The sequence below is a fragment of the Devosia sp. Leaf420 genome (assembly GCF_001425445.1).
In the GTDB taxonomy this organism is placed as follows: domain Bacteria; phylum Pseudomonadota; class Alphaproteobacteria; order Rhizobiales; family Devosiaceae; genus Devosia.
The window spans coordinates 441,570-459,658 of record NZ_LMQU01000009.1; the positions used below are offsets into that span (position 1 = coordinate 441,570).

The following is an 18,089-nucleotide window of genomic DNA, read 5'->3' on the forward strand; positions in this document are numbered from 1 at the left end:
AATGCAACACGGTCGCCACTGCCCTGTTGCGATTCAATAAATTCGGAAGGTTACAACATGAACGACAACATCGCTCCGGCAGATGTGGGAGAGTTCGATCTGGTCGAACTAAGTGCCGACATCGTCTCGGCTTATGTCAGCCACAACGCCGTGAGCCCGACAGATCTGACCAAGTTGATCGCTGAAGTGCATGGTGCGCTGCGGTCCCTGCGCAGCAATGAAGTGCCTGTGCTTGTGGAAGATCTCAAGCCTGCCGTTCCGGTGCGCAAGTCGGTCGCTGCCGACTACATCATCTGCCTCGAAGACGGGAAGAAGTTCAAGTCGCTCAAGCGCCACCTGCGCACGCACTACAACCTCTCGCCCGAGGAATACCGTGAGAAGTGGGGCCTGCCGGCCGATTATCCCATGGTTGCGCCAAACTATTCGGCAACGCGCTCCAAGCTTGCCAAGGACAATGGCCTCGGCCGTAAGGCTGGCTGAACAATCTAGAGGTCACCTGCGTGAGGCCTTGCCGATATCGGCAAGACCTGCGCAAGACCAAGCAGTTGCGCTGAGCTCTCGATATTTGAGTTGAAGCGCAATTCGATCCGATCGACTTTTCTCTTAGTGGCCGCCCCCGGGTGGCCACTATGCGTTTACCCCTTCATTTCTCGCGATTTTTACCTTCTCGGGGCCAAGTTATCCCCGGGGTGGAAAACCTCTGTCAGGATATAGGAATATTGTCCTATGATGTCGGGGGATGTCTATGCGAATCGAAACTCATTCCGGTGAACCGCCACAACCGAACCCACGCCGCAAACGCGGCGATTTTGGGTTGGCCGATGTACTCGCTCTGATTTCACGGGAGAGAGATATTCCTATCCGGTTGCTGGTTCACGTTTCTCGTTGCCGGGCCGAGACGGCGCGGGCGCGGCAGGTGGCGATGTATCTGGCCCATGTGGTGAAGGGCATCAGCCTGACGGCGATCGGGTCCGCTTTCGGCCGAGATAGGACTACAGTCTCCTATGCCTGTGGTTTGATCGAGGATATGCGCGACGATCCCGGCTTTGACGCAGAGCTCGACCGGCTTGAGGCGCTGCTCAACGAAACGCGGGAGCACTGAGATGGAAGGGCTTCCAGACGCCGTTTTGCGCCTCGCGAGTGGGCGCGGAGAGCAGGCGGCATTTCTTGATCGGCACCATATCGAGGCGGCATCGCGCCTCGCTCGCCTGTTCGAAAAGGCGCGACTGCGGCAGCGGGTGACCATGTCTTATGACCCGGCGCGGGTAGGTGGGCGTTCGGGGTCGGGATCGGCCGAGACGGACTTGTCCGTGTCGGCAGCCGATGCACGGCGAAAACTATCAGATCTGGCGCGAACGATGCCGGCCGAGTGCTGGTCGCTCCTGTTCGACATTTGCGGGCTTGATCTTGGCCTGCAGGAGATCGAGGCAAGCCGGGATTGGCCTCGACGCGGCGGCAAGCTTGTCCTGCGGATTGCGCTTTCAAGCCTTGCGAGCCAATTCGGGCTGGAGGCCAAGGCCGAGGGCCGCGACGCGACCCCGCAAAGGCATTGGCTGCCAGAGCGGCCGGAGATGTTTCCGCATGCGGGTTCTTAACGATGTAAGGTTCTGTAATGTTTGGTGAATGGTGCGCGTGGTAGATTGCCTTCATCAAGCAGGGCGGGAGCCATGTCCGCAAGAATCGTTGCCATCCAGTATCTGCGCGCCATTGCGGCTCTCATGGTGTTGGTTTCGCACGCCCTGCTTTACCCGCTGACGGTCGAGGACATCACCTATGGCCGGCTGGGCTGGCTGGGTGTGATCCTCTTTTTCGTCATTTCCGGTTTCATCATGGTCAGCGTCACTGAGGGCGGGCGCTTCGATGGCCGCGGATTCATGCAGCGGCGCATTCTCCGTGTCGTGCCGCTCTATTGGGCCTTCACCTTTGTTGCCGCGCTCATGGCGTTCGTCGCGCCGCAATTGTTCAAGACGACGGTGTTCAACGGCGAGCAACTGGCGCTCTCGCTGGCCTTCATCCCGTTTTACAACGCGGCAAGCCAAGGATTGCACCCGCTCTATAAACTCGGCTGGACGCTCAACTATGAGATGTTCTTTTATGCCTGCTTCGCGCTTCTCGCGGTTTTCACCGCGCGCGGGCGGGTCATGGGGTTGACCATCGCCTATATCGGGCTGGCGCTGATCGGGCTTTTTCTCGCGCCGCAGGCCGCCATTCCGCATTTTTACACGAGCTTCCTGCCGCTCGCTTTTGTCGCCGGCTGCTGGATCGGGCTGGGGCACCTCGAAGGGCGGCTGGCGGATATCCCGCTGCCCGTCATGGTGCTGGTCGGCGCGACTGGCCTGTTCGGGCTCTATGAAGGCTTTGGCTGGAACCGCGGCGTCGTCGAAGACGCGAGTGCCTTTGTCGGCCTATTGGCCTTTGCGGCGAGCACAGTCCTATTGGCTGTGCGCTATGAGGCGCGGCTGCCGCGTTTCCGCTGGCTCGAGCATTTGGGCAATGCGTCCTACTCGATCTACCTTGTCCATATCTTTGCCGTCGCCTTGATGGCAGGGATTGGACTCAAGCTGATCGGGCGGAGTTTTCCGGGAATCGTGCCGGTGGTGACGCTCCTTGCGATCGGCACCGGCATCTGGCTTGGGCTTTTGCTCTACCGCTATGTCGAGCGGCCGCTGATGCGGCGCCTCAACCGCAAGAAACCCTAGGCTAGCCGAGCCTTGGCTTCGTTCCGGATGCGATTGACCATGGCGACGAGCCCATTGGAGCGCTGCGAGGTCAGGTGCTCGCGGAGGCCCAATTCGTCAAAGAGCGCGATGGCGTCAGTCTCGGCGATTTCTTTCATCGGCCGGTCCGAATAGAGCGCGAGCAGCACGGCCACCAGTCCTTGCACGATCATCGCATCGCTTTCGCCCTTAAGGTGCAGCGCGCTGTCCTTGGGTTCCGCGACGAGCCAGACTTGGGAAATGCAGCCATTGACCTTGTTGGAATCGGTTCGTTCGCCCTCGTCGAGCTTGGGCAGAGCCTGGCCGAGTTCGATGAGATAGCGGTAGCGGTCTTCCCAATCGTCGAGAAACGAAAGGTTGTCGGCAATGTCCTGAAAGGCTTGGGGCTGGGTCATGGGCCACTATCTACAGCATGTCGCCTGAAAGTGGGTACCGGTTTCAGGAAAAAGACATGCGCAAAAACGCCTCAAAAGAAAAGGCCGCAAGCACGGGGTGCGTGCTTGCGGCAGGAGCCGATGGGTATTGGAGCGACGCTGCCGGGCGGGCAGCAGGCCCATCGGATTAACAGTGCGACACCAAACCTGGCGTCGTTGGAGCAGGGGTGCTCCATTTTCCCTATGCGCATCGGCCTCAAAGCAAGTCCGCCGCGCATTTTGATCTAAAACTCTATCCCGCGCGCTGAGGTCGGGGGCGGGGATAGGGAATCGGATCGGCCTCAGGCGCAACATGCATGGGTGTGACTGAGGGCGGGATAGGCGGGAGGGTGGCGGCAATGATCGCCTTTCCCCCGTAGCATTGCAGGCTATCGCATTCGATCGCCTGGATCTGTTGAGCAACGAACTGGCTGCCGCGCGTCATGGCCTCATTGGCCACCGACTCGGCGGACGCACGCATATCGACGCCTGGCCGGATGACCAGGAAGGCGACAGTGAGCCAAAATGCGGAGCGCAATAGGAAAAACATGGCCGAAACTTTTCGAGCGACCCTATGCCGCCCTTCTATCTCGACCCTAACGAGCGCTTCCTAAGGCTGGTTTGGCCCAGTTCTTAAAATTTGAAACAAATGGTTATCGCAGTTTCGGAGGAGGACAACACCTTGTTTACGCTATCGGGCGAAACCCCTCTCGCGCGGCGCGGACTTAAACCTGTTTTAGGGCCTGAGGCGCGAGTGTGGGGCACACAAGATCTGATGGGTAATCAGACAGCAGGCCGGGATCACTGATCGCGGCGACGGTCCCAGGGGCCGGCAAGAGCGGCGTCTTAGTATGAGTAAAATGATGCGTAGCCTCGATATTTTTGGCATTGGCGGAAGGGATGGCGCACGCTTTGCTGCCTCCAGCCCGCGGCCTGACGTGTTGCGCCGGAAGACCATTGCCAACAATGCCCGCCTGATGATCGCCATTGCCGCGCTCGCCATGCCCTTTGCCATGTGGGCCCTGCTTGCCCATGCTGCGCTCGGCTTCGCGCTCGCCTGCCTCGTCTTAACTGGCGGCATGCTCTCGCTCTCGTTCTTTCATCGCGGCCACCACGATGAAGCCGCGCTCGCCCAGATCGGTACGGTCATGGGCGGCGGCGTGTTTTTGACGCTGATCGATTCGCGCTTTGCCGATCTTGGCCTCGCCGTCGTCCTCATGGGTCCGGTGCTGGCCGCGCTTCTGATGGGGCGGCAGGCGCGGATCTTGACCTGGCTCGGCGTTGCCGCGGCAATTCTGGTTGGCGGCGCATTCTCGTTCTTTGGATTTCCGCACGATATCACGCTCGCCAATGAGGCGACGCTCGCTGGTGGCGTGCTCTTTGCCCTGGCGATTGTCGTCGTCGCGCACACGACCCACCACATCAACGCCGGCTATGTCGTCCACGACAAGGCGCAGGTGAACGCCTATCGGCATCTGGTCGAGCATATGCAGGACACGGTCATCTGCTTTTCGCTCGAGGGAGACATTCTGTCGGCCTCGCGGTCGTCCGAGGAGCTTTTCGGCTGCCCGCGCTACCAATTGAGTTCTGCAACGCTTGGCGAGCGGCTCCATGTCATGGATCGCCCTGCCTACCTGACGGCCTATGCCGATGCCAATCAAGGCGGGAAGAACCGGACGATCGAGGTGCGCATGCGCCGCGACGATCCGCGGTCGGGCGCCTCGGCGCCGCAATTTATCTGGGTCGAAGTGCGCTTTGCGCCGATCAGCAGCGCAGCAACCAGCGAGCGCTATGAAGTGACCGCATTGATGCGCGACGTGACCAAACGCAAGGACGCGGAAGCTGCCATGGCCGAAGCGACCCGCTCGGCCGAGGAAGCCTCGCAGGCCAAGTCGCGTTTCCTCGCGACGATCGGGCACGAATTGCGCACGCCGCTCAACGCCGTCGTCGGCTTCTCCGAAATGATGACGACGGGCATTGGTGGCGAACTGTCGAACACGCATCGCGAATATGCCGGGCTTATTCACCAGAGCGGCAAGCACCTGCTCGACGTTGTCGGCATGTTGCTCGACATGTCGCGGATCGAGGCCGGTAAATTCGAGATCAGCACCGCGCGGTTCGCGGCGGCGGATATCGTGCAGCCCTGCTTTGCCATGATCGATTCCATGGCCAAGGGCCGCAAGATCACGCTCGATGCCGATATCGAAGCGGGCCTGCCGATGATCGTCGCCGACGAGCGCGCATGCCGGCAGATCCTGATCAATCTCCTCTCCAATGCCATCAAGTTCAGCCACGAGGGTGACCGCGTGACGCTGGTGGTCAAACGCCAGGGTACGGCGATCAGCTTTGCCGTGCGCGACCAGGGCATCGGCATGGCGCCAATGGCGCTCGAACGAATCGGCGAACCCTTCTTCCAGGCAGAGGATGGGCTCAACCGGCAATATGAAGGCACCGGCCTCGGACTCTCGATCGTCAAGGGTCTGGCCGAGCTCCACGGCGGCACTTTAAGGGCCATGTCGGAAATTGGAGCGGGGACAACCATGACCGTACTCCTGCCGATAAACGGTCCGGCAACAAAGATGGAAGAGACTGTCGCGGTTATACAATTGCATCGTGAGCCCGCGACGGCGCCCGATACTTCATGGCAAAACGAAAAAAGAAAAGCGCAATGACGGCTTCTACCCTGTCCCAGCTTCCGCTGATGGCCGGTAGCGTGCTCATGGCTCAACTGGGTCGTGGCGCGCGCTGGTCTTTCGAACATTATATGCGGGCGCCGCTCGCCTCGACGGCTATTTTTGCGCTCGTTTCGATGAGTGCCTTTGCCAGCAGCAATGCGCTCTATTTCCAGACGGGCGTGCATCCATCGCCCTTCTTCGCGACCTCGCTCGATGTGCCGCGTGCGGTCAAGGTGAGCCCGGTTGAAGCGCCGATGCCGGCGCCTGCCGCCATGCGCGAACAGGCCGAGGACGACGCCGCAGCCCTTGCGCCAGCCGCGGTTCCGGAGACGACCGGTAGCGTCGTGACCGCGCAGCCGCAGGTGATTCCCGACCAGCCGGTGGGCAATTCCGAAGTTTTTGCCGTGCAGAAAAAGCTCGCCGAACTCAAATTGTTCGAGGGCAAGGTCGACGGCTATTATGGTCCGATGACCGCCCGCGCCATCCGCGCTTTCGAAGAACGCAACGGCTTTGAGCCGCAGGGCGCGCTGTCTTCGGCAATCGTGCAATCGATCATCAATTCCGATGCGGCAGGCCGGGCAGCAGCGCCGCAGCCTGTCGTGCAGCCCCAGGCTGCAGTCGCGCCGCAACCGGTCGCAGCGCCACAGCCGGTAGCGGCTGCGCCTGTCGTTGCGCCAGCACCTGCGCCAGTTGCCGAGATTGCGCCGGCTCCCGCGCCGCAGCAGGATCGCGTGGTGGCGCGGCTTCCAGCGCTGTCGCCGGTCGAGACTGCCCTGGATACGGTTGGTACGGCCACAGCCAACACGATCGATTCCATCGTCGCGGCTGTCGGTGGCGAACGCGGTACGTCGACGCCGGTAAGCAATCCACCCGTACCGACGGCAAGCGTGCCGAACCAGCCTATGCCGGCGCCAGTCCAGGTGCAGGCCGCTGCAGCCCAGCCGGTGGCGCAGATCCAGCCCGTGGCGCAGCCGGTTGCCATTACCCCGACCCAGCCACCGCGCGCCGCACGTCCGGCTACGGACGGCGATCTCGTGGCCGATATTCAGCGTGGATTGGCCAGCCTTGGCTTTTTCCGCGGCCAGATTGACGGCAATCCGGGGCCGGAAACAGCGCGGGCCATTCGCGAATTCGAGAATTTCCACCGTTACAAGATCACCGGCCAGGTCCAGCCAGATCTCGTCGATCTGCTGCGCAAGGCGGGCGCCACGATCTAGTGGCCGGGGCCCTGCGCAGCGATATCTGGTGCATGGCCTTCGTCCGGCGCCACAATGATCTCGGGAATATGTGCGTCGTCGCCAAGCGCGGCGACCCTATTGCCGGGCAAGTGTTTATCGAGGTCGATCATCTCGATGGCACCCGTTCGCTTTATACGCCGGCGCCAGTGGTGAGCCGCGGTAATACGGCCGGGCTGGTGTTTCAGCGCAGGTTCAGCCGCGTCGAGCCGGACGCCGTACGCCAACGCATTGCGCGGGAAAGCGATTTCGATCCCGATCTTTGGGTTCTGAGTGTGGATCTCAGGGGCGATGATCTCGGGATCGATGTGATCAAAGACCAAACGCCCTAAATCGCCGATTTCGAAACGAGATCCCCGCTTTCGCGGGGATGACGTTGTGGCCCTTAGCCAGCGCGGCGGGCGCCGAGGCGGGAGAGGGCGACCATGGCTTGTTCGACGACGGGATTGTTCGAGCTCGTCGAGGTGGCGCCCGATGCTGCAGCGGCAGGGGTGCGGCGGCTTGGCATGGCGACGGGGCGGTACTGGGGCTTGGACAGGTCGAGGAGGTTCACCTCGCCGCGCCAGGCGCTCATCAGATAGGCCATGGATTCGGGCGATACGGTCGCAAAGAGCGAGGCGAAATCGGCCAGTGCGCGTGAGCGCTCGTCGTCGTGGCTCGTCGCGTGGATCAGAACTTTCAGGCCATCATAGGCCGAAACGCCGAAGCCGCGGAGGACGACGAAGGTCGAGGCGCCGGTGACGTCATGGGCGATCTGGCCGCAGCGGACTTCATCGAGGCCGGTGATCTGGGCGAGGAGCTTAGTGACTTCCGGACGACGATTTTCCGAGAACAACTTCATCAGCGCCTTGGTCAATTCGGGCGTTGCGACGGAAAGCTGTTCGATGGTGCGCTGGATCGGGGCGGCCGGGGTTTCGCGATTGGCGAAGGCCTGGATGACCTTGATGCGGTGGATATCGGAGAGATCGAAGAAGGCCGGCGCGAGGAGGGCCGCGTCGAAATCCTTACGGTTTCCAAGGGCTTCGGCGACGAGATGATCCATCTGAGCCGAACGGGCGAGCGCGCTGAGATAGGCGCCGCGCGGGCTGATATCGAGATTTTGCGAGAGCGCGCGATAGACCTTGCGCGAGTTCATCTGGAAGAGTTTTGCGAGAACCACATTGGAGAGGTTCGCGCGGGCGCCGATGATGGCCGCAGCGCCAACATCGTAGCGGGCGATGACGTCGAGCATTGTGCGATCGGATAGCTCGGGCGCTTGGGTGAGGAAGGCGTTGAGGTCATCGCCGATATTGTCGACGACCAATTGCTCGAGCGGCTCGGACAAAAGCTCGCTCCGGCCCAGGATTGCTGCGGCTTTCGCGCGGGCCTGCGGGCTCGCTGCCTGGAAGAGCCGAGTGGCCAGCGTTTCGAACTGTTCCATTTCGGGAGGGGTCGGACGACCGCGGCGGGCATAAGCGTCGCAGGCGGCGATCAGAAGCGTATTGGTGCGGTCGACGCCGCCGGTCTCGATAAGAAGCTGGAAAGTTTCGTAAGGCTGAAAACCGAGCATTTTTGGCAGAACCATCGACTCTAATGCGCCCCCGGCGCGTTCTGATGCCTAATTTGCCTCCAATTCGTTAGCAGTCCGTTAACCTTGACGATCTCTTAATAGGAATAAGCGCAAAGGGCGTCATTGCGCCGGGAGAATCACTGAACTCGCTGCCTCCACTAGGGACGGGGGAGCGGCTCACATTGGAGGTCAGCTTGGGAAAGCTGCTGAAATTCGAAATGCGGGATCGACCCGCACGGTCGGGAATACGACAGCCCGGAGACGCACAGATTTTGATCTTCACCGGGGTACGTTATGAACGCGGGCCTACGCCGCCACCCACTGACCGGCTCGACCCGTCACGTCGCCGCCGCAAGCGCGGCTGATCGCGTGTCGACAGTTTTGCGTCTTGCCGGAACGGCGCTGCTCGCCGGGCTCGTCGTCGCCTGCGCGTCGCGCCCTGTCGGTGATTTTGGCCGCGCGCAACCGAGCGTGCTGCACGACAGTGTTTTGCCTGCGGTCGGGACTTTTATGGCCCGCCAGCGCGAACCTGTGTCCAATTTCAACCAGACCGACCAGGAACGCGAAATGCACGATCGCACCTGGCGTTTTCTCGTTGCCGCACAGGCGGACGACTGGATGTTCGACACTCAGGCGGAAATGCAGCGCACGCGCATCGCCCGGCCCAAGGATTTTACCTTCACGACGGACCGCTATTATTCCTGGCTGAAGCGGACCTATTACCAATCCTCCCGCGTGCGCTACGCGACGCTGAACCGGCATGTGTTGGCCGATCTCGATACCATGCCGACGACCTTTGCGAGCATCTGCGCGGTGATCGAAGTCGATCGCAACCGGGCGGTGGCTTTGGCTTCGCTAACCGATCTCGAGCCGGGTGCGGCCGAGGATGTCGCGGCGCGAAAGCATGAGAACGACTTTCATATCGAGTGGTTCGTGCGGGCGGTGAACTATCGCTACGAGAGCTATTCATATGCGCTCGACAATCTCCTCGTCGAAACGCCACATGAGCAATCGATCACCGTCGACACTTCGCTCGAGCAATTGAGCTACTGGGCGGCGCGGGCGACACGGCATGATTTCTGCGGCGATCCGACGGGCCAGCATGCCCGCGGCAGTGTCACCATACCGTCACGCTTCCAGACGATGGTGCCCGACCTTGAAGTGATCGACCAAAAATAGCTGGAGCAGAGTGTTGAGTGCTGGACGGACCGGAAATGTCGCTGAGGTCTTTCTAGTCTTTCTCAAACTCGGGCTGACAAGTTTTGGTGGGCCGATCGCCCATCTCGGCTATTTTCGTGATGAATTCGTCAGCCGGCGCGGATGGTTCGACGATAAGGCCTATGCCGATCTCGTGGCGCTCTGCCAATTCTTGCCGGGACCGGCATCGAGCCAGGTTGGTTTTGCTATTGGGCTGATGCGGGCCGGTGGCCTGGGCGCGCTCGCGGCCTGGGCCGGATTTACCCTGCCATCGGCGCTGTTGATGCTGGCCATTGCCCTTGGGGCAGGGGCGCTGGGCGGCGATCTGGCGCAGGGCGTTTTGCATGGATTGAAGCTTGTTGCCGTGGCCGTCGTCGCGCAGGCGGTGCTGGGCATGGCGAAGAGCCTGACGCCGGACAAGGTGCGGGCGGGCATCGCGGTGTTGGCTGTGGTGGCTATGGTGATTCTCGGCGGTGTCTGGGGGCAGGTTGGCGCGATTCTGCTTGGCGGCCTGCTGGGGCTCTGGCTGTGCCGGGGCGAGGCGCAGGCGGTCGGCGAGGAGCTCGCCGTGCCGGTGTCGCGCACGGTCGGCGTTGCGGCGCTGTTGCTGTTTGCCGGACTGCTACTGGTTCTGCCGCTTGTGGCGGGCTTCGGACAAGGTCTTGCGGTGTTCGACGCGTTTTATCGCGCCGGTGCGCTGGTTTTTGGTGGGGGGCACGTCGTGCTGCCGCTGCTTGAAGCGGGAACGGTGAGACAGGGCTGGCTCGACCAGAACACTTTTCTTGCCGGCTATGGCGCTGCGCAGGCCATGCCCGGGCCGCTCTTCACGTTTGCATCTTATCTCGGCGCGGCGAGCGGAGTGCCGCCAAATGGAGCGATCGGGGCAGCGATTGCGCTCGTCGCGATCTTCTTGCCGGGCATGCTGATTGTGCTGGCGGCGCTGCCGTTCTGGCATGGACTGCGCGGCAATGCGACCGCGCAGGCGGCGATGCGCGGGGCAAATGCCGCGGTCGTCGGGATTTTGGGTCTGGCGCTTTATAATCCGGTATTCACGAGCGCGGTGCTGGGGCCGGTGGATTTTGTTTTGGCGCTGGCAGGTTTTGTGGCGCTCGTGAACTGGAAAGTGCCGCCGCTGGCGGTTGTTGTGGCGCTGGCGGTTATTGGCGGGGTGATGGGGGTCGTGTGACCGTTAGGCTGGCTTCGGTACCTGTCGGTTGCGCGGCATGAAGGCCCCGGTCAGCGGGCGCTCTACGAAGAAATAGACCGCTATTCCGACGATAATTGCGGCGCTCATTCCGGCAATGCAGAAGGCGAGAATGGCGATGGGCTCGCCACCAAGATTGAGCCGCTGCCAAACGTGGCTCATCGCCGACAGGGTGATCCCATGTGACAGATAGATCGAGTAGGACGCATCGCCGAGCAGCTTCGGGATGCGCCACCGACCGATATCGCCAATGGCATCAAGCGAAACAGCGCCGATCAGGATCATCGCGGCTGGCACGCCGAAGAACCATGTCCGCGATAGTCCGTGCGTCGATATGCCTGGAATGGCGACCAAGACCAGCCCGGCTATGATCAGCGTCCAGGCCGGGACGCGTCCAAGCGTGAGTCTGCCGCTGCTGAGCAGCGCTGCGATAAGCATGCCGAAGAGGAACTCGATCAGAATTGAGTCGGTCCAGAACTTGAGCGCTGCATTGGTCGGGGACGTAACGGCACCAAAGACCGACAGCAGGATCAGCAGGCCGCCAACGGCCCAAAGCCGCGCCGTGACCGGCAAAAAGAGCGCCGCGCCAAATATGGCGTAGAAGAACATCTCATAGTTGAGGGTCCAGCCGGGAACGAGGATCGGATAGATCGCGTCGACGACGGGGTGGGGATAGGGCACGAAAAGATATGACGCGATGATGTGGTTGAGATCGAATGCGCCACTTTGAAGGACACTCGGCGCCGCAAACGCGACAAGCACCAGAAAGCTTGTGACGAGCCAATAGAGCGGCACCACCCGCACGATGCGCTTGCGATAGAATTGCGCGGGCGTGATATCGCTCTCGCGCGTGGTCATCCACATGATGAAGCCACTGATGATGAAGAAAAGATCGACGCCCGCCGAGAGAAACTCCGGCAGTTCCAGCGTGCTGCCGAAGCGCGGAAATTGCACTGCCAGATGGTGCGCGACGACGCCGAGCGCAGCAACAGCGCGCAAGTATTGAATAGAATTGTATTCAATTCGCTTCGCCATTTTGGGCTCCGGCGGAGTTGTCTGCGCGATGATTAGATCATTGGCGCGGGGCGAGCCAACAAATACCAATATCGCACTTAAATTTGCTGAATCAGGATTAACACGGAGCGCTGGGCTGTGCGCTTCGTGCCCTAGACTGGCGCAGGGGCCATCTTCAACCGCGCAGCCGTCTTTGGCGCAAAATCTTCCAACATCGCCACCTCGCGCCATTTGGCGGCATTCACCTCGTCTAGCTGCGCGGTCAGCGGTTGGCTTGGGTCGGCGAGGAAGAGGTATTGGAGGTCGTGGTGGATGTGGGGCGGCTCGTTGCGGGATTTTTTGCCGGGGACGTCGTGGCTGTCGATGATGAAGGGAAGGTCGCCGTTTTGATGCCAGGGGTGCAGTTTTAGGCCGGTGACGCCGGTTTCTTCCTCCGCTTCGCGTTGGGCGGAGAGATGGAAGAAGGGGCTTGGTTCGTAGTGGCCGCCGGGCTGGAGCCAGCGGCCGATGGTGATGTGGTCGATGACGAGGATCTGGGCGTGATCGGGCGAGAGCACGATGGCGCTGGTGGTGAGATGGCCCGGCATAGTTTCGCGGAGATCGAGGCGATGACCTTCGGCAATTTGCCAGCGGAGCAGCGACAGGTGCTCGGCGGGGGCGGCTACCTGGGCGAGATAGCGGGTGACGGTGGCGGCGAGGGTTTGCGCGAAGGATTCGGGTGACATGAAGAGGTTTTAGACCGTCTGGCGCGTGAACTGAAATCCTGTTCTGCGCCTCGGGCGTCAGATGGTCCACCCGGTCGAGCCGGGTCTTCATGATGGTGGGGGGGGCTCGGCGGTGATGCGAGAAAGAAATCAGCCGCCGAAACCTGGGGGTGGTTCGGCCAGCGCGATGCGGTTGCCGTCGGGATCGAAGACTTGTGCGACCTTGCCGAAGGGGCCACTCGTGGCGTTGACGGCGGCGATGTCTAGGGCGGCAAGGCGGGCGATTTCGGTGTCGAGATCGGGGGTGACGATGGTCATGACCGAGTGGCCCGCATTGGTTTCGTCTTGCCACAGCTGGAGACCGGTGCCGCCGATATTGCGCCACTGCACCATGCCGGGAATGGGCTTGTCATCGACCGGGCGGCCGATCAGCTTTTCGTACCAGACAAGGGCTATATCGAGATCGGCGACGGACATGCCGGCATAGGCGCCCTGCACGTTGAAGACTTTTGACGACATGAAAACACTCCTCTGTTTTCTGCGCGACGAACGGCTACTTGCCGTTTCGACGCCGGCTTAGCCGCGAGGAGCAAAAAGGATGATTGCGGCGCCGGCAAGGGCGAGCACGCCGCCAGCAAGATCCCAGGCATCGGGTTGGCGCGCTTCGACGGCCCGGAGCCAGATCAGCGAGGCGAGGATATAGACCCCGCCATAGGCGGCATAGGCGCGGCCGGCATGATCGCTGGGCGCGAGAGTGAGGAGCCGGGCGAAAGCGGCGAGGGCCAGCATGCCGGGAACAAGCCACCAGATGGGCTTGCCCAAACGGAAGACGGCCCAGAAGGCAAAGCAGCCAGCGATTTCAGCGAGCGCGGCCAGCGCATAAACGAGAAGGGCGGAGCCGAACGCGGGCATCAGCCGCGCGGGCCGCAGGAAATGGCGCCGAGGCGTTCGGCGAAACGCGCGCGCATAACCTGGTGCGGCGGGGAGAGGCGGACGAGAGCAAAAAGCTTGTCGCTGGGCGCTTCGACGACGAGGAGGCCCTCTTCGATATCGAGCTGCTGCTGGGCAAGGAGACGGGTCTGGGCGGCGTTGAAAATGCCGAGATCGACCGTCTGGCCGATACCGTCGCGATTGGTGGTCGAATAGATGACGATGCCGGCCTCGTTGAAAAGGGCGAGGGACCAGAAGGCATCGGGCAGGGTGCCGCGGAGATAGGCGGGGCCTTGGGAAAGGTCGAGCTGGCAGAGGCCATAGACGAGATCGGGATCGAGCCCCAGCGGATTGGGCTGGGCGGCTTCGACCGGCGGCAGGATGACCATACGGTTGCTGGCTTCGAAGGCTGAGACCCGCGACCAGGTGGTTTCTTCGGCCAGCATCGGCAGGGTCAGAATGACGACGATGTGGATGATGCCGCCGAGAAGGACGCCGCCGACGAGCCAGAGCAAGAACCGGATCATGCGCAATCTCCGCGCGTGATGGTGGGCATGGTGTCATTGCCCGAACCGAAGCCGGAAAAGGCGGTGGTGTCGTAAAGCGTCAATTCGAGGCTGAAGGGGCCGGAGCCGGCGAGTTCAAGCCAATTGCCGGGGGACAGCGATTTGCCGACATGCACGGTCATGGCGCCGGACTTGTCGCGGGCGATCTGGCTCGAGCGCATGGCGAGATCGGTGCCGGGGGCGGCAAGGTTCTGGCCGGCGCTATCGACGGCAACGAGCGTCCAGAAGCTCGAGACCGGGACGTGGCCGGAGAGCGTATAGGTGCAGGAGAGATCGAGCGGCTCGCCGGCGGTGTCGGTGGTGGCGAGGAATTGGAGGCCTTCGGCACGACCAAGCTGGAGCGCGGCTTCGCGGGTGAGATGGCCGCGGGTATAGGGATTTGGGGCGTCCGAGCCGAGATCGGGCCAGGACACCCAGGCGCCGATTTGCGCGGCGCCGAAGAGGCGGCCATCGGTCAGCGCGTAATAGGAAAGACCAAAGCCGGTCACGAGGGCGACGGCGATGGAAAAGAGGAGAAGCAGGACAAACCGCACTTGAGTTCAGCTTCCTCGATATCTGGGCATGACGTGCTGAACCGGCAGCGCCGCGAACATGCCAAGGCTATAGCAATCAAGCGGCGGGGGCGAAAGCCATGGTGATGCCGCAGACGCAAAATAGCGATAGCTCTATCAAGAGAATCAAGACGGGTGAGATGTTTATGCAGGGACGGATTTGGATCGCGCTTGGGCTATTGGCAGTTGCCGCTGGCCCCGCAATGGCCAAGGACAAGACGACGGCCGTGGGCGACCTATCCGGATGGACCGGAACATGGATCGGGGGACCTGAACAGGAGATCACCATCACGTCGGGCGCCGATGGCGGTTTGGCGGTCGAGGGCTATGCCACCTATGGCGCCGAGGATCCCGAAAGTGCCGCGATGGGCGCGATCAATGTGGGGGGATTTGCAGGCAACATTCCGGCCGACTGGATCGACGGCAATAACGTGACTATCGCATCGACGGGCGACGAGATCATCCCCACGAGCGAAGCCGGGCAATATGATTGCTGGGTGGATATGACGCTGAATGGCGAGTTGCTCGAGGTCGACGACAATGGCCAATGCGGCGGGCTCAATGTGTCGTTTATCGGGACCTACAAGCGGCAGTAGAAGTGAGCGCGGCGGGGGACCGCCGCGCCGAAACTTACATGGCGTCGAGTTCGACGATGAGATCGTCATAGGCCTTGCAGGCGGCTTCGACATCGGTCGGTGGATTGGTCTGGAGACCGGTGAATTTCTGGCTGATTTCGGTGGCCTTGTCAGGATTGGCGGCAACCACTTCCTGCACCTTGGTCGAGAGCTCCATCGCTTTGGTCTGCAGCTCTTCGGGCGTGCAGGCGAAAGCGGTGGCGGTGCCGGCGAAAACAAAAGCAGCGGCGAGAATCGTTGTCTTCATAACTCATCCTTTGATCTGTTGATCGCGAATGGCGCCCGTGCCGGAAACCGGCCGGTGCATCGCAGTTTGACGCTCACGAAACGGTGAGCGCCGGCATCAGATGGGCAAAAGATGCGGTGAAAATAGGGCGGCGACAGGGGTTTACTGTGGCGCGGCGCTGCCGGGCTCAGAGCCCGGCGCTGGGGGCGGGGGCGCTGGCCTGATCGGAAACCGGCGCCAGATCCTTGATGGCGATGTCAAGACGATCGGCGAGATCGAGGAGTTTGCGCGCGGCCGCCGGGGTCAGGTTGGGCGGCCGCTCGGCCGTTTCTTCCTCGGGGAGCGCGGCGGCATCGGCGACGATGGTCTGCTCGGGCACGAAATCGACGCCGAAGACCGGCTTGATCTCGATATTGGTGTGGGCATAGGCCATGAATTTCTGCCAGGCCACAGTGGGCAGCGTGCCGCCGGTGAGATTGTTGGTCGGGCGATAGTCATCATTGCCGAACCAAACGGCGGCGACATAATTTCCGGTGAAGCCGCAGAACCAGGCGTCGCGATAGGACGTGGTGGTGCCCGTTTTGCCCAGCGTCGGGACGCCGTCGATCTTGGCGCGCGAGCCGGTGCCGCTGGTGACGACGGCGCGCATCATCTGGTTCATATAGGCGACGGTTTGTTCCGAGAGGATGCGCTCGCGCGGGGCGTCGGGATCATATTCCCAGACGGGATCGCCGGTGAGCGTCGTCATCCGGGTGATGCCGAAGGCGGGGGTCTTGAGGCCGTCATTGGCAAAGACCGCATAGGACGAGGTCATGTCGAGGACGGAAACCGAGGCAACGCCAAGGGCGAGCGAACGGGTCACCGGATAATCGGCGCGGAGGCCCATGCGATGGCTGAGCGCGGCAATGGTGTCGCGGCCGGTCTTGATCGAGAGGGTGACGGGGACCGTGTTGATCGAAGCGGCAAAGGCTGATTGCAGGGAAATCTGGCCCTTGTAATTGCGGCCATAATTCTGCGGGCACCAATCGCCGATGCAGACCGGACGGTCCGAAATGGTGTCGGAGGGTTTGAGGCCCAATTGCTCGAAGGCTTCGGCATAGACGAAGGGCTTGAAGGAGGAGCCGGGCTGGCGCGTCGAGACGATGGCGCGGTTGAACTGGCTTTTGCCGTAGTCCGTGCCGCCGACCATGGCGCGGATGGCGCCCTGGGTGTCGGTGACGACCATGGCGGCCTGGGAGACCTTATATTGCTCGCCCTGTTCGCGGACGACCGAGGTCACGGCTTCCTCGGCATAGCGCTGGAGCGTCGTATCGATGGTGGTGCGGACGGTGAAATTATTGCCCTGCGCGCCGGTCTCGTCGATGATGCGCTTGGCTTCGTCAAAGGCCCAATCGAGGAAGTAATTGGGCGAATTGACGTCGGCGGTGCGCTCGATGGGCGAGGCGGGGTGGCGACGGGCGGCGGTTACCTGGCCTTCGGTCAGAAAGCCCGAGGCGACGAGATTGGAGAGGACGAGATTGGCGCGGCCGCGAGCAGCGGCGAGATCGACGTGTGGCGCATAGCGCGTCGGGGCCTTGAACATGCCGGCGAGCATGGCGGCTTCGGCGAGGTTGATGTCCTGTACGCGCTTGCCGAAGTAATATTCGGCCGCGGCAGTGACGCCGAAATTGCCGCCGCCCATATAGGCGCGGTCGAAATAGAGTTTTAAAATCTCGTCCTTGGAATAGTGCCATTCGAGCCAGATCGCGAGATAGGCTTCGATGATCTTGCGCTCAAAGGTGCGCTCGGAGGAGAGGAAGAGATTTTTGGCGAGCTGCTGGGTGAGCGAGGAGCCGCCCTGGGTGGAATTGTCGCCCTGGGCATTTGAGGCAAGGGCGCGCAGCGTGCCGACGATGTCGATGCCAAAGTGGTCGTAGAAACGGCGGTCTTCGGTCGCAAGGGTCGCCTTGATCAGATAATCGGGCATCTGGTCGAGCGCGACGCTATCGTCGGAGCGAATGCCGCGGCGGCCGATTTCGGTGCCGAAACGATCGAGGAACACGACAGAATAATCCTCGGCCTTGTTGAAGGCGCCGCGATCGATGATCGAAAAGGCGGGCATGGCGAGCGCCGTCATCAACACCGCGCCGATAGCGCCGAAGGTAAAAGCGTCCGAGAGGATTTCGACGATGAAGCGCTTGAAGCCCGTGACGTGAAACCGGCTCATGAAATCCTGGTAGCGGGTATAACCGCGGCCAAGGGCCTGCCAGAATTCGTAAAGCGAAGAGTCGAGCCAGGCATCGGCGGCCAACATGCCGCCGGCGCGTTTTGGACGTTTTTGCTTGCTATAGAAAGGATCCTGCACGCCCAACCCCTTGGATCACGTCGCTCGAATGTGACTTGAGCCGGATGCCAATTCAATCGCATCGCTGGAATATGATTGCCTTGTGCGGAAGACAAGCGCAAACGGGCAACAGGATAAACGGAACGAACC

At 61.7% G+C, this 18,089-nt stretch carries 20 protein-coding genes; 10 read left to right on the forward strand and 10 right to left on the reverse strand.

What is annotated here, in order from left to right:
* Positions 1-57: 57 nt before the first annotated feature.
* From ASG47_RS06725 to ASG47_RS06740, 4 genes are all read left to right on the forward strand, one after another.
* Positions 58-480 (forward strand): MucR family transcriptional regulator, encoded by a 423-nt coding sequence (locus ASG47_RS06725; RefSeq protein ID WP_061907947.1) that lies wholly within the window; start codon positions 58-60, stop codon positions 478-480.
* 265 nt (positions 481-745) lie between these two features.
* A complete protein-coding gene (locus ASG47_RS20220; protein ID WP_082461267.1) occupies positions 746-1,102 on the forward strand; it encodes a helix-turn-helix domain-containing protein in 357 nt (118 codons plus the stop codon).
* Position 1,103: 1 nt separating this feature from the next.
* Positions 1,104-1,595, forward strand: coding sequence for a DUF6456 domain-containing protein (locus ASG47_RS06735; RefSeq protein ID WP_061907949.1), 492 nt, complete (start codon positions 1,104-1,106; stop codon positions 1,593-1,595).
* Positions 1,596-1,667: 72 nt separating this feature from the next.
* Complete coding sequence (locus ASG47_RS06740) at positions 1,668-2,699, forward strand: acyltransferase family protein (RefSeq protein ID WP_061907950.1); 1,032 nt, start codon at positions 1,668-1,670, stop codon at positions 2,697-2,699.
* Here the strand turns inward: ASG47_RS06740 and ASG47_RS06745 are convergent.
* Positions 2,696-3,112 carry a SufE family protein gene (locus ASG47_RS06745; RefSeq protein ID WP_061907951.1) on the reverse strand — a complete coding sequence of 139 codons (417 nt, stop codon included), beginning with the start codon at positions 3,110-3,112 and terminating at the stop codon, positions 2,696-2,698. The two genes, ASG47_RS06740 and ASG47_RS06745, sit on opposite strands and share 4 nt — an antisense overlap.
* 869 nt (positions 3,113-3,981) lie before the next feature.
* Between ASG47_RS06745 and ASG47_RS06755 the strand changes: the two genes are divergently transcribed.
* From ASG47_RS06755 to ASG47_RS06765, 3 genes are read left to right on the forward strand one after another with little or no spacing between them, the layout of a single operon-like run.
* Positions 3,982-5,802, forward strand: coding sequence for an ATP-binding protein (locus ASG47_RS06755; RefSeq protein ID WP_082511609.1), 1,821 nt, complete (start codon positions 3,982-3,984; stop codon positions 5,800-5,802).
* On the forward strand, positions 5,799-7,022 hold the full coding sequence (locus ASG47_RS06760; RefSeq protein ID WP_061907954.1) for a peptidoglycan-binding domain-containing protein: 1,224 nt from the start codon (positions 5,799-5,801) through the stop codon (positions 7,020-7,022). The genes ASG47_RS06755 and ASG47_RS06760 overlap by 4 nt, the downstream gene beginning before the upstream one ends.
* Positions 7,022-7,372 (forward strand): DUF1491 family protein, encoded by a 351-nt coding sequence (locus ASG47_RS06765; protein ID WP_082511611.1) that lies wholly within the window; start codon positions 7,022-7,024, stop codon positions 7,370-7,372. The genes ASG47_RS06760 and ASG47_RS06765 overlap by 1 nt, the downstream gene beginning before the upstream one ends.
* A gap of 53 nt (positions 7,373-7,425) precedes the next feature.
* On the opposite strand, the gene ASG47_RS06770 is transcribed toward ASG47_RS06765, so the two are convergent.
* Entirely contained in the window at positions 7,426-8,604 is a 1,179-nt protein-coding gene (locus tag ASG47_RS06770) for a DUF2336 domain-containing protein (protein WP_061907955.1), read from the reverse strand.
* A 279-nt stretch (positions 8,605-8,883) separates the two neighbouring features.
* Between ASG47_RS06770 and ASG47_RS06775 the strand changes: the two genes are divergently transcribed.
* Positions 8,884-9,768, forward strand: a complete 885-nt coding sequence (locus ASG47_RS06775; protein WP_061907956.1) for a hypothetical protein — start codon at positions 8,884-8,886, stop codon at positions 9,766-9,768.
* Positions 9,769-9,781: 13 nt separating this feature from the next.
* Positions 9,782-10,972 carry a chromate efflux transporter gene (gene chrA / locus ASG47_RS06780; protein ID WP_061907957.1) on the forward strand — a complete coding sequence of 397 codons (1,191 nt, stop codon included), beginning with the start codon at positions 9,782-9,784 and terminating at the stop codon, positions 10,970-10,972.
* A 3-nt stretch (positions 10,973-10,975) separates the two neighbouring features.
* On the opposite strand, the gene ASG47_RS06785 is transcribed toward chrA, so the two are convergent.
* The 6 genes from ASG47_RS06785 to ASG47_RS06810 form a co-directional block, all read right to left on the reverse strand.
* The gene (locus ASG47_RS06785; protein WP_162243230.1) at positions 10,976-12,025 is read right to left on the reverse strand and encodes an acyltransferase family protein; all 1,050 of its coding nucleotides are present in this window, start codon (positions 12,023-12,025) and stop codon (positions 10,976-10,978) included.
* Positions 12,026-12,156: 131 nt separating this feature from the next.
* The gene (locus tag ASG47_RS06790) at positions 12,157-12,729 is read right to left on the reverse strand and encodes an NUDIX hydrolase (protein ID WP_061907958.1); all 573 of its coding nucleotides are present in this window, start codon (positions 12,727-12,729) and stop codon (positions 12,157-12,159) included.
* A 129-nt stretch (positions 12,730-12,858) separates the two neighbouring features.
* Positions 12,859-13,227: a VOC family protein gene (locus tag ASG47_RS06795; protein ID WP_061907959.1), complete on the reverse strand. Its 369-nt coding sequence runs from the start codon at positions 13,225-13,227 to the stop codon at positions 12,859-12,861.
* Positions 13,228-13,284: 57 nt separating this feature from the next.
* Positions 13,285-13,620, reverse strand: coding sequence for a YnfA family protein (locus ASG47_RS06800; RefSeq protein WP_061907960.1), 336 nt, complete (start codon positions 13,618-13,620; stop codon positions 13,285-13,287).
* On the reverse strand, positions 13,620-14,165 hold the full coding sequence (locus tag ASG47_RS06805; protein ID WP_061907961.1) for a DUF1254 domain-containing protein: 546 nt from the start codon (positions 14,163-14,165) through the stop codon (positions 13,620-13,622). The genes ASG47_RS06800 and ASG47_RS06805 overlap by 1 nt, the downstream gene beginning before the upstream one ends.
* Entirely contained in the window at positions 14,162-14,737 is a 576-nt protein-coding gene (locus tag ASG47_RS06810; RefSeq protein WP_061907962.1) for a DUF1214 domain-containing protein, read from the reverse strand. The genes ASG47_RS06805 and ASG47_RS06810 overlap by 4 nt, the downstream gene beginning before the upstream one ends.
* 164 nt (positions 14,738-14,901) lie before the next feature.
* Here ASG47_RS06810 and ASG47_RS06815 point away from each other — a divergent pair, with 164 nt between their 5' ends.
* Positions 14,902-15,351 carry a hypothetical protein gene (locus tag ASG47_RS06815; protein WP_156464018.1) on the forward strand — a complete coding sequence of 150 codons (450 nt, stop codon included), beginning with the start codon at positions 14,902-14,904 and terminating at the stop codon, positions 15,349-15,351.
* Between the two features lie 34 nt (positions 15,352-15,385).
* On the opposite strand, the gene ASG47_RS06820 is transcribed toward ASG47_RS06815, so the two are convergent.
* Positions 15,386-15,637 (reverse strand): hypothetical protein, encoded by a 252-nt coding sequence (locus ASG47_RS06820; protein ID WP_061907964.1) that lies wholly within the window; start codon positions 15,635-15,637, stop codon positions 15,386-15,388.
* Positions 15,638-15,803: 166 nt separating this feature from the next.
* Positions 15,804-17,960 (reverse strand): transglycosylase domain-containing protein, encoded by a 2,157-nt coding sequence (locus ASG47_RS06825; protein WP_061908099.1) that lies wholly within the window; start codon positions 17,958-17,960, stop codon positions 15,804-15,806.
* Positions 17,961-18,089: the final 129 nt, after the last annotated feature.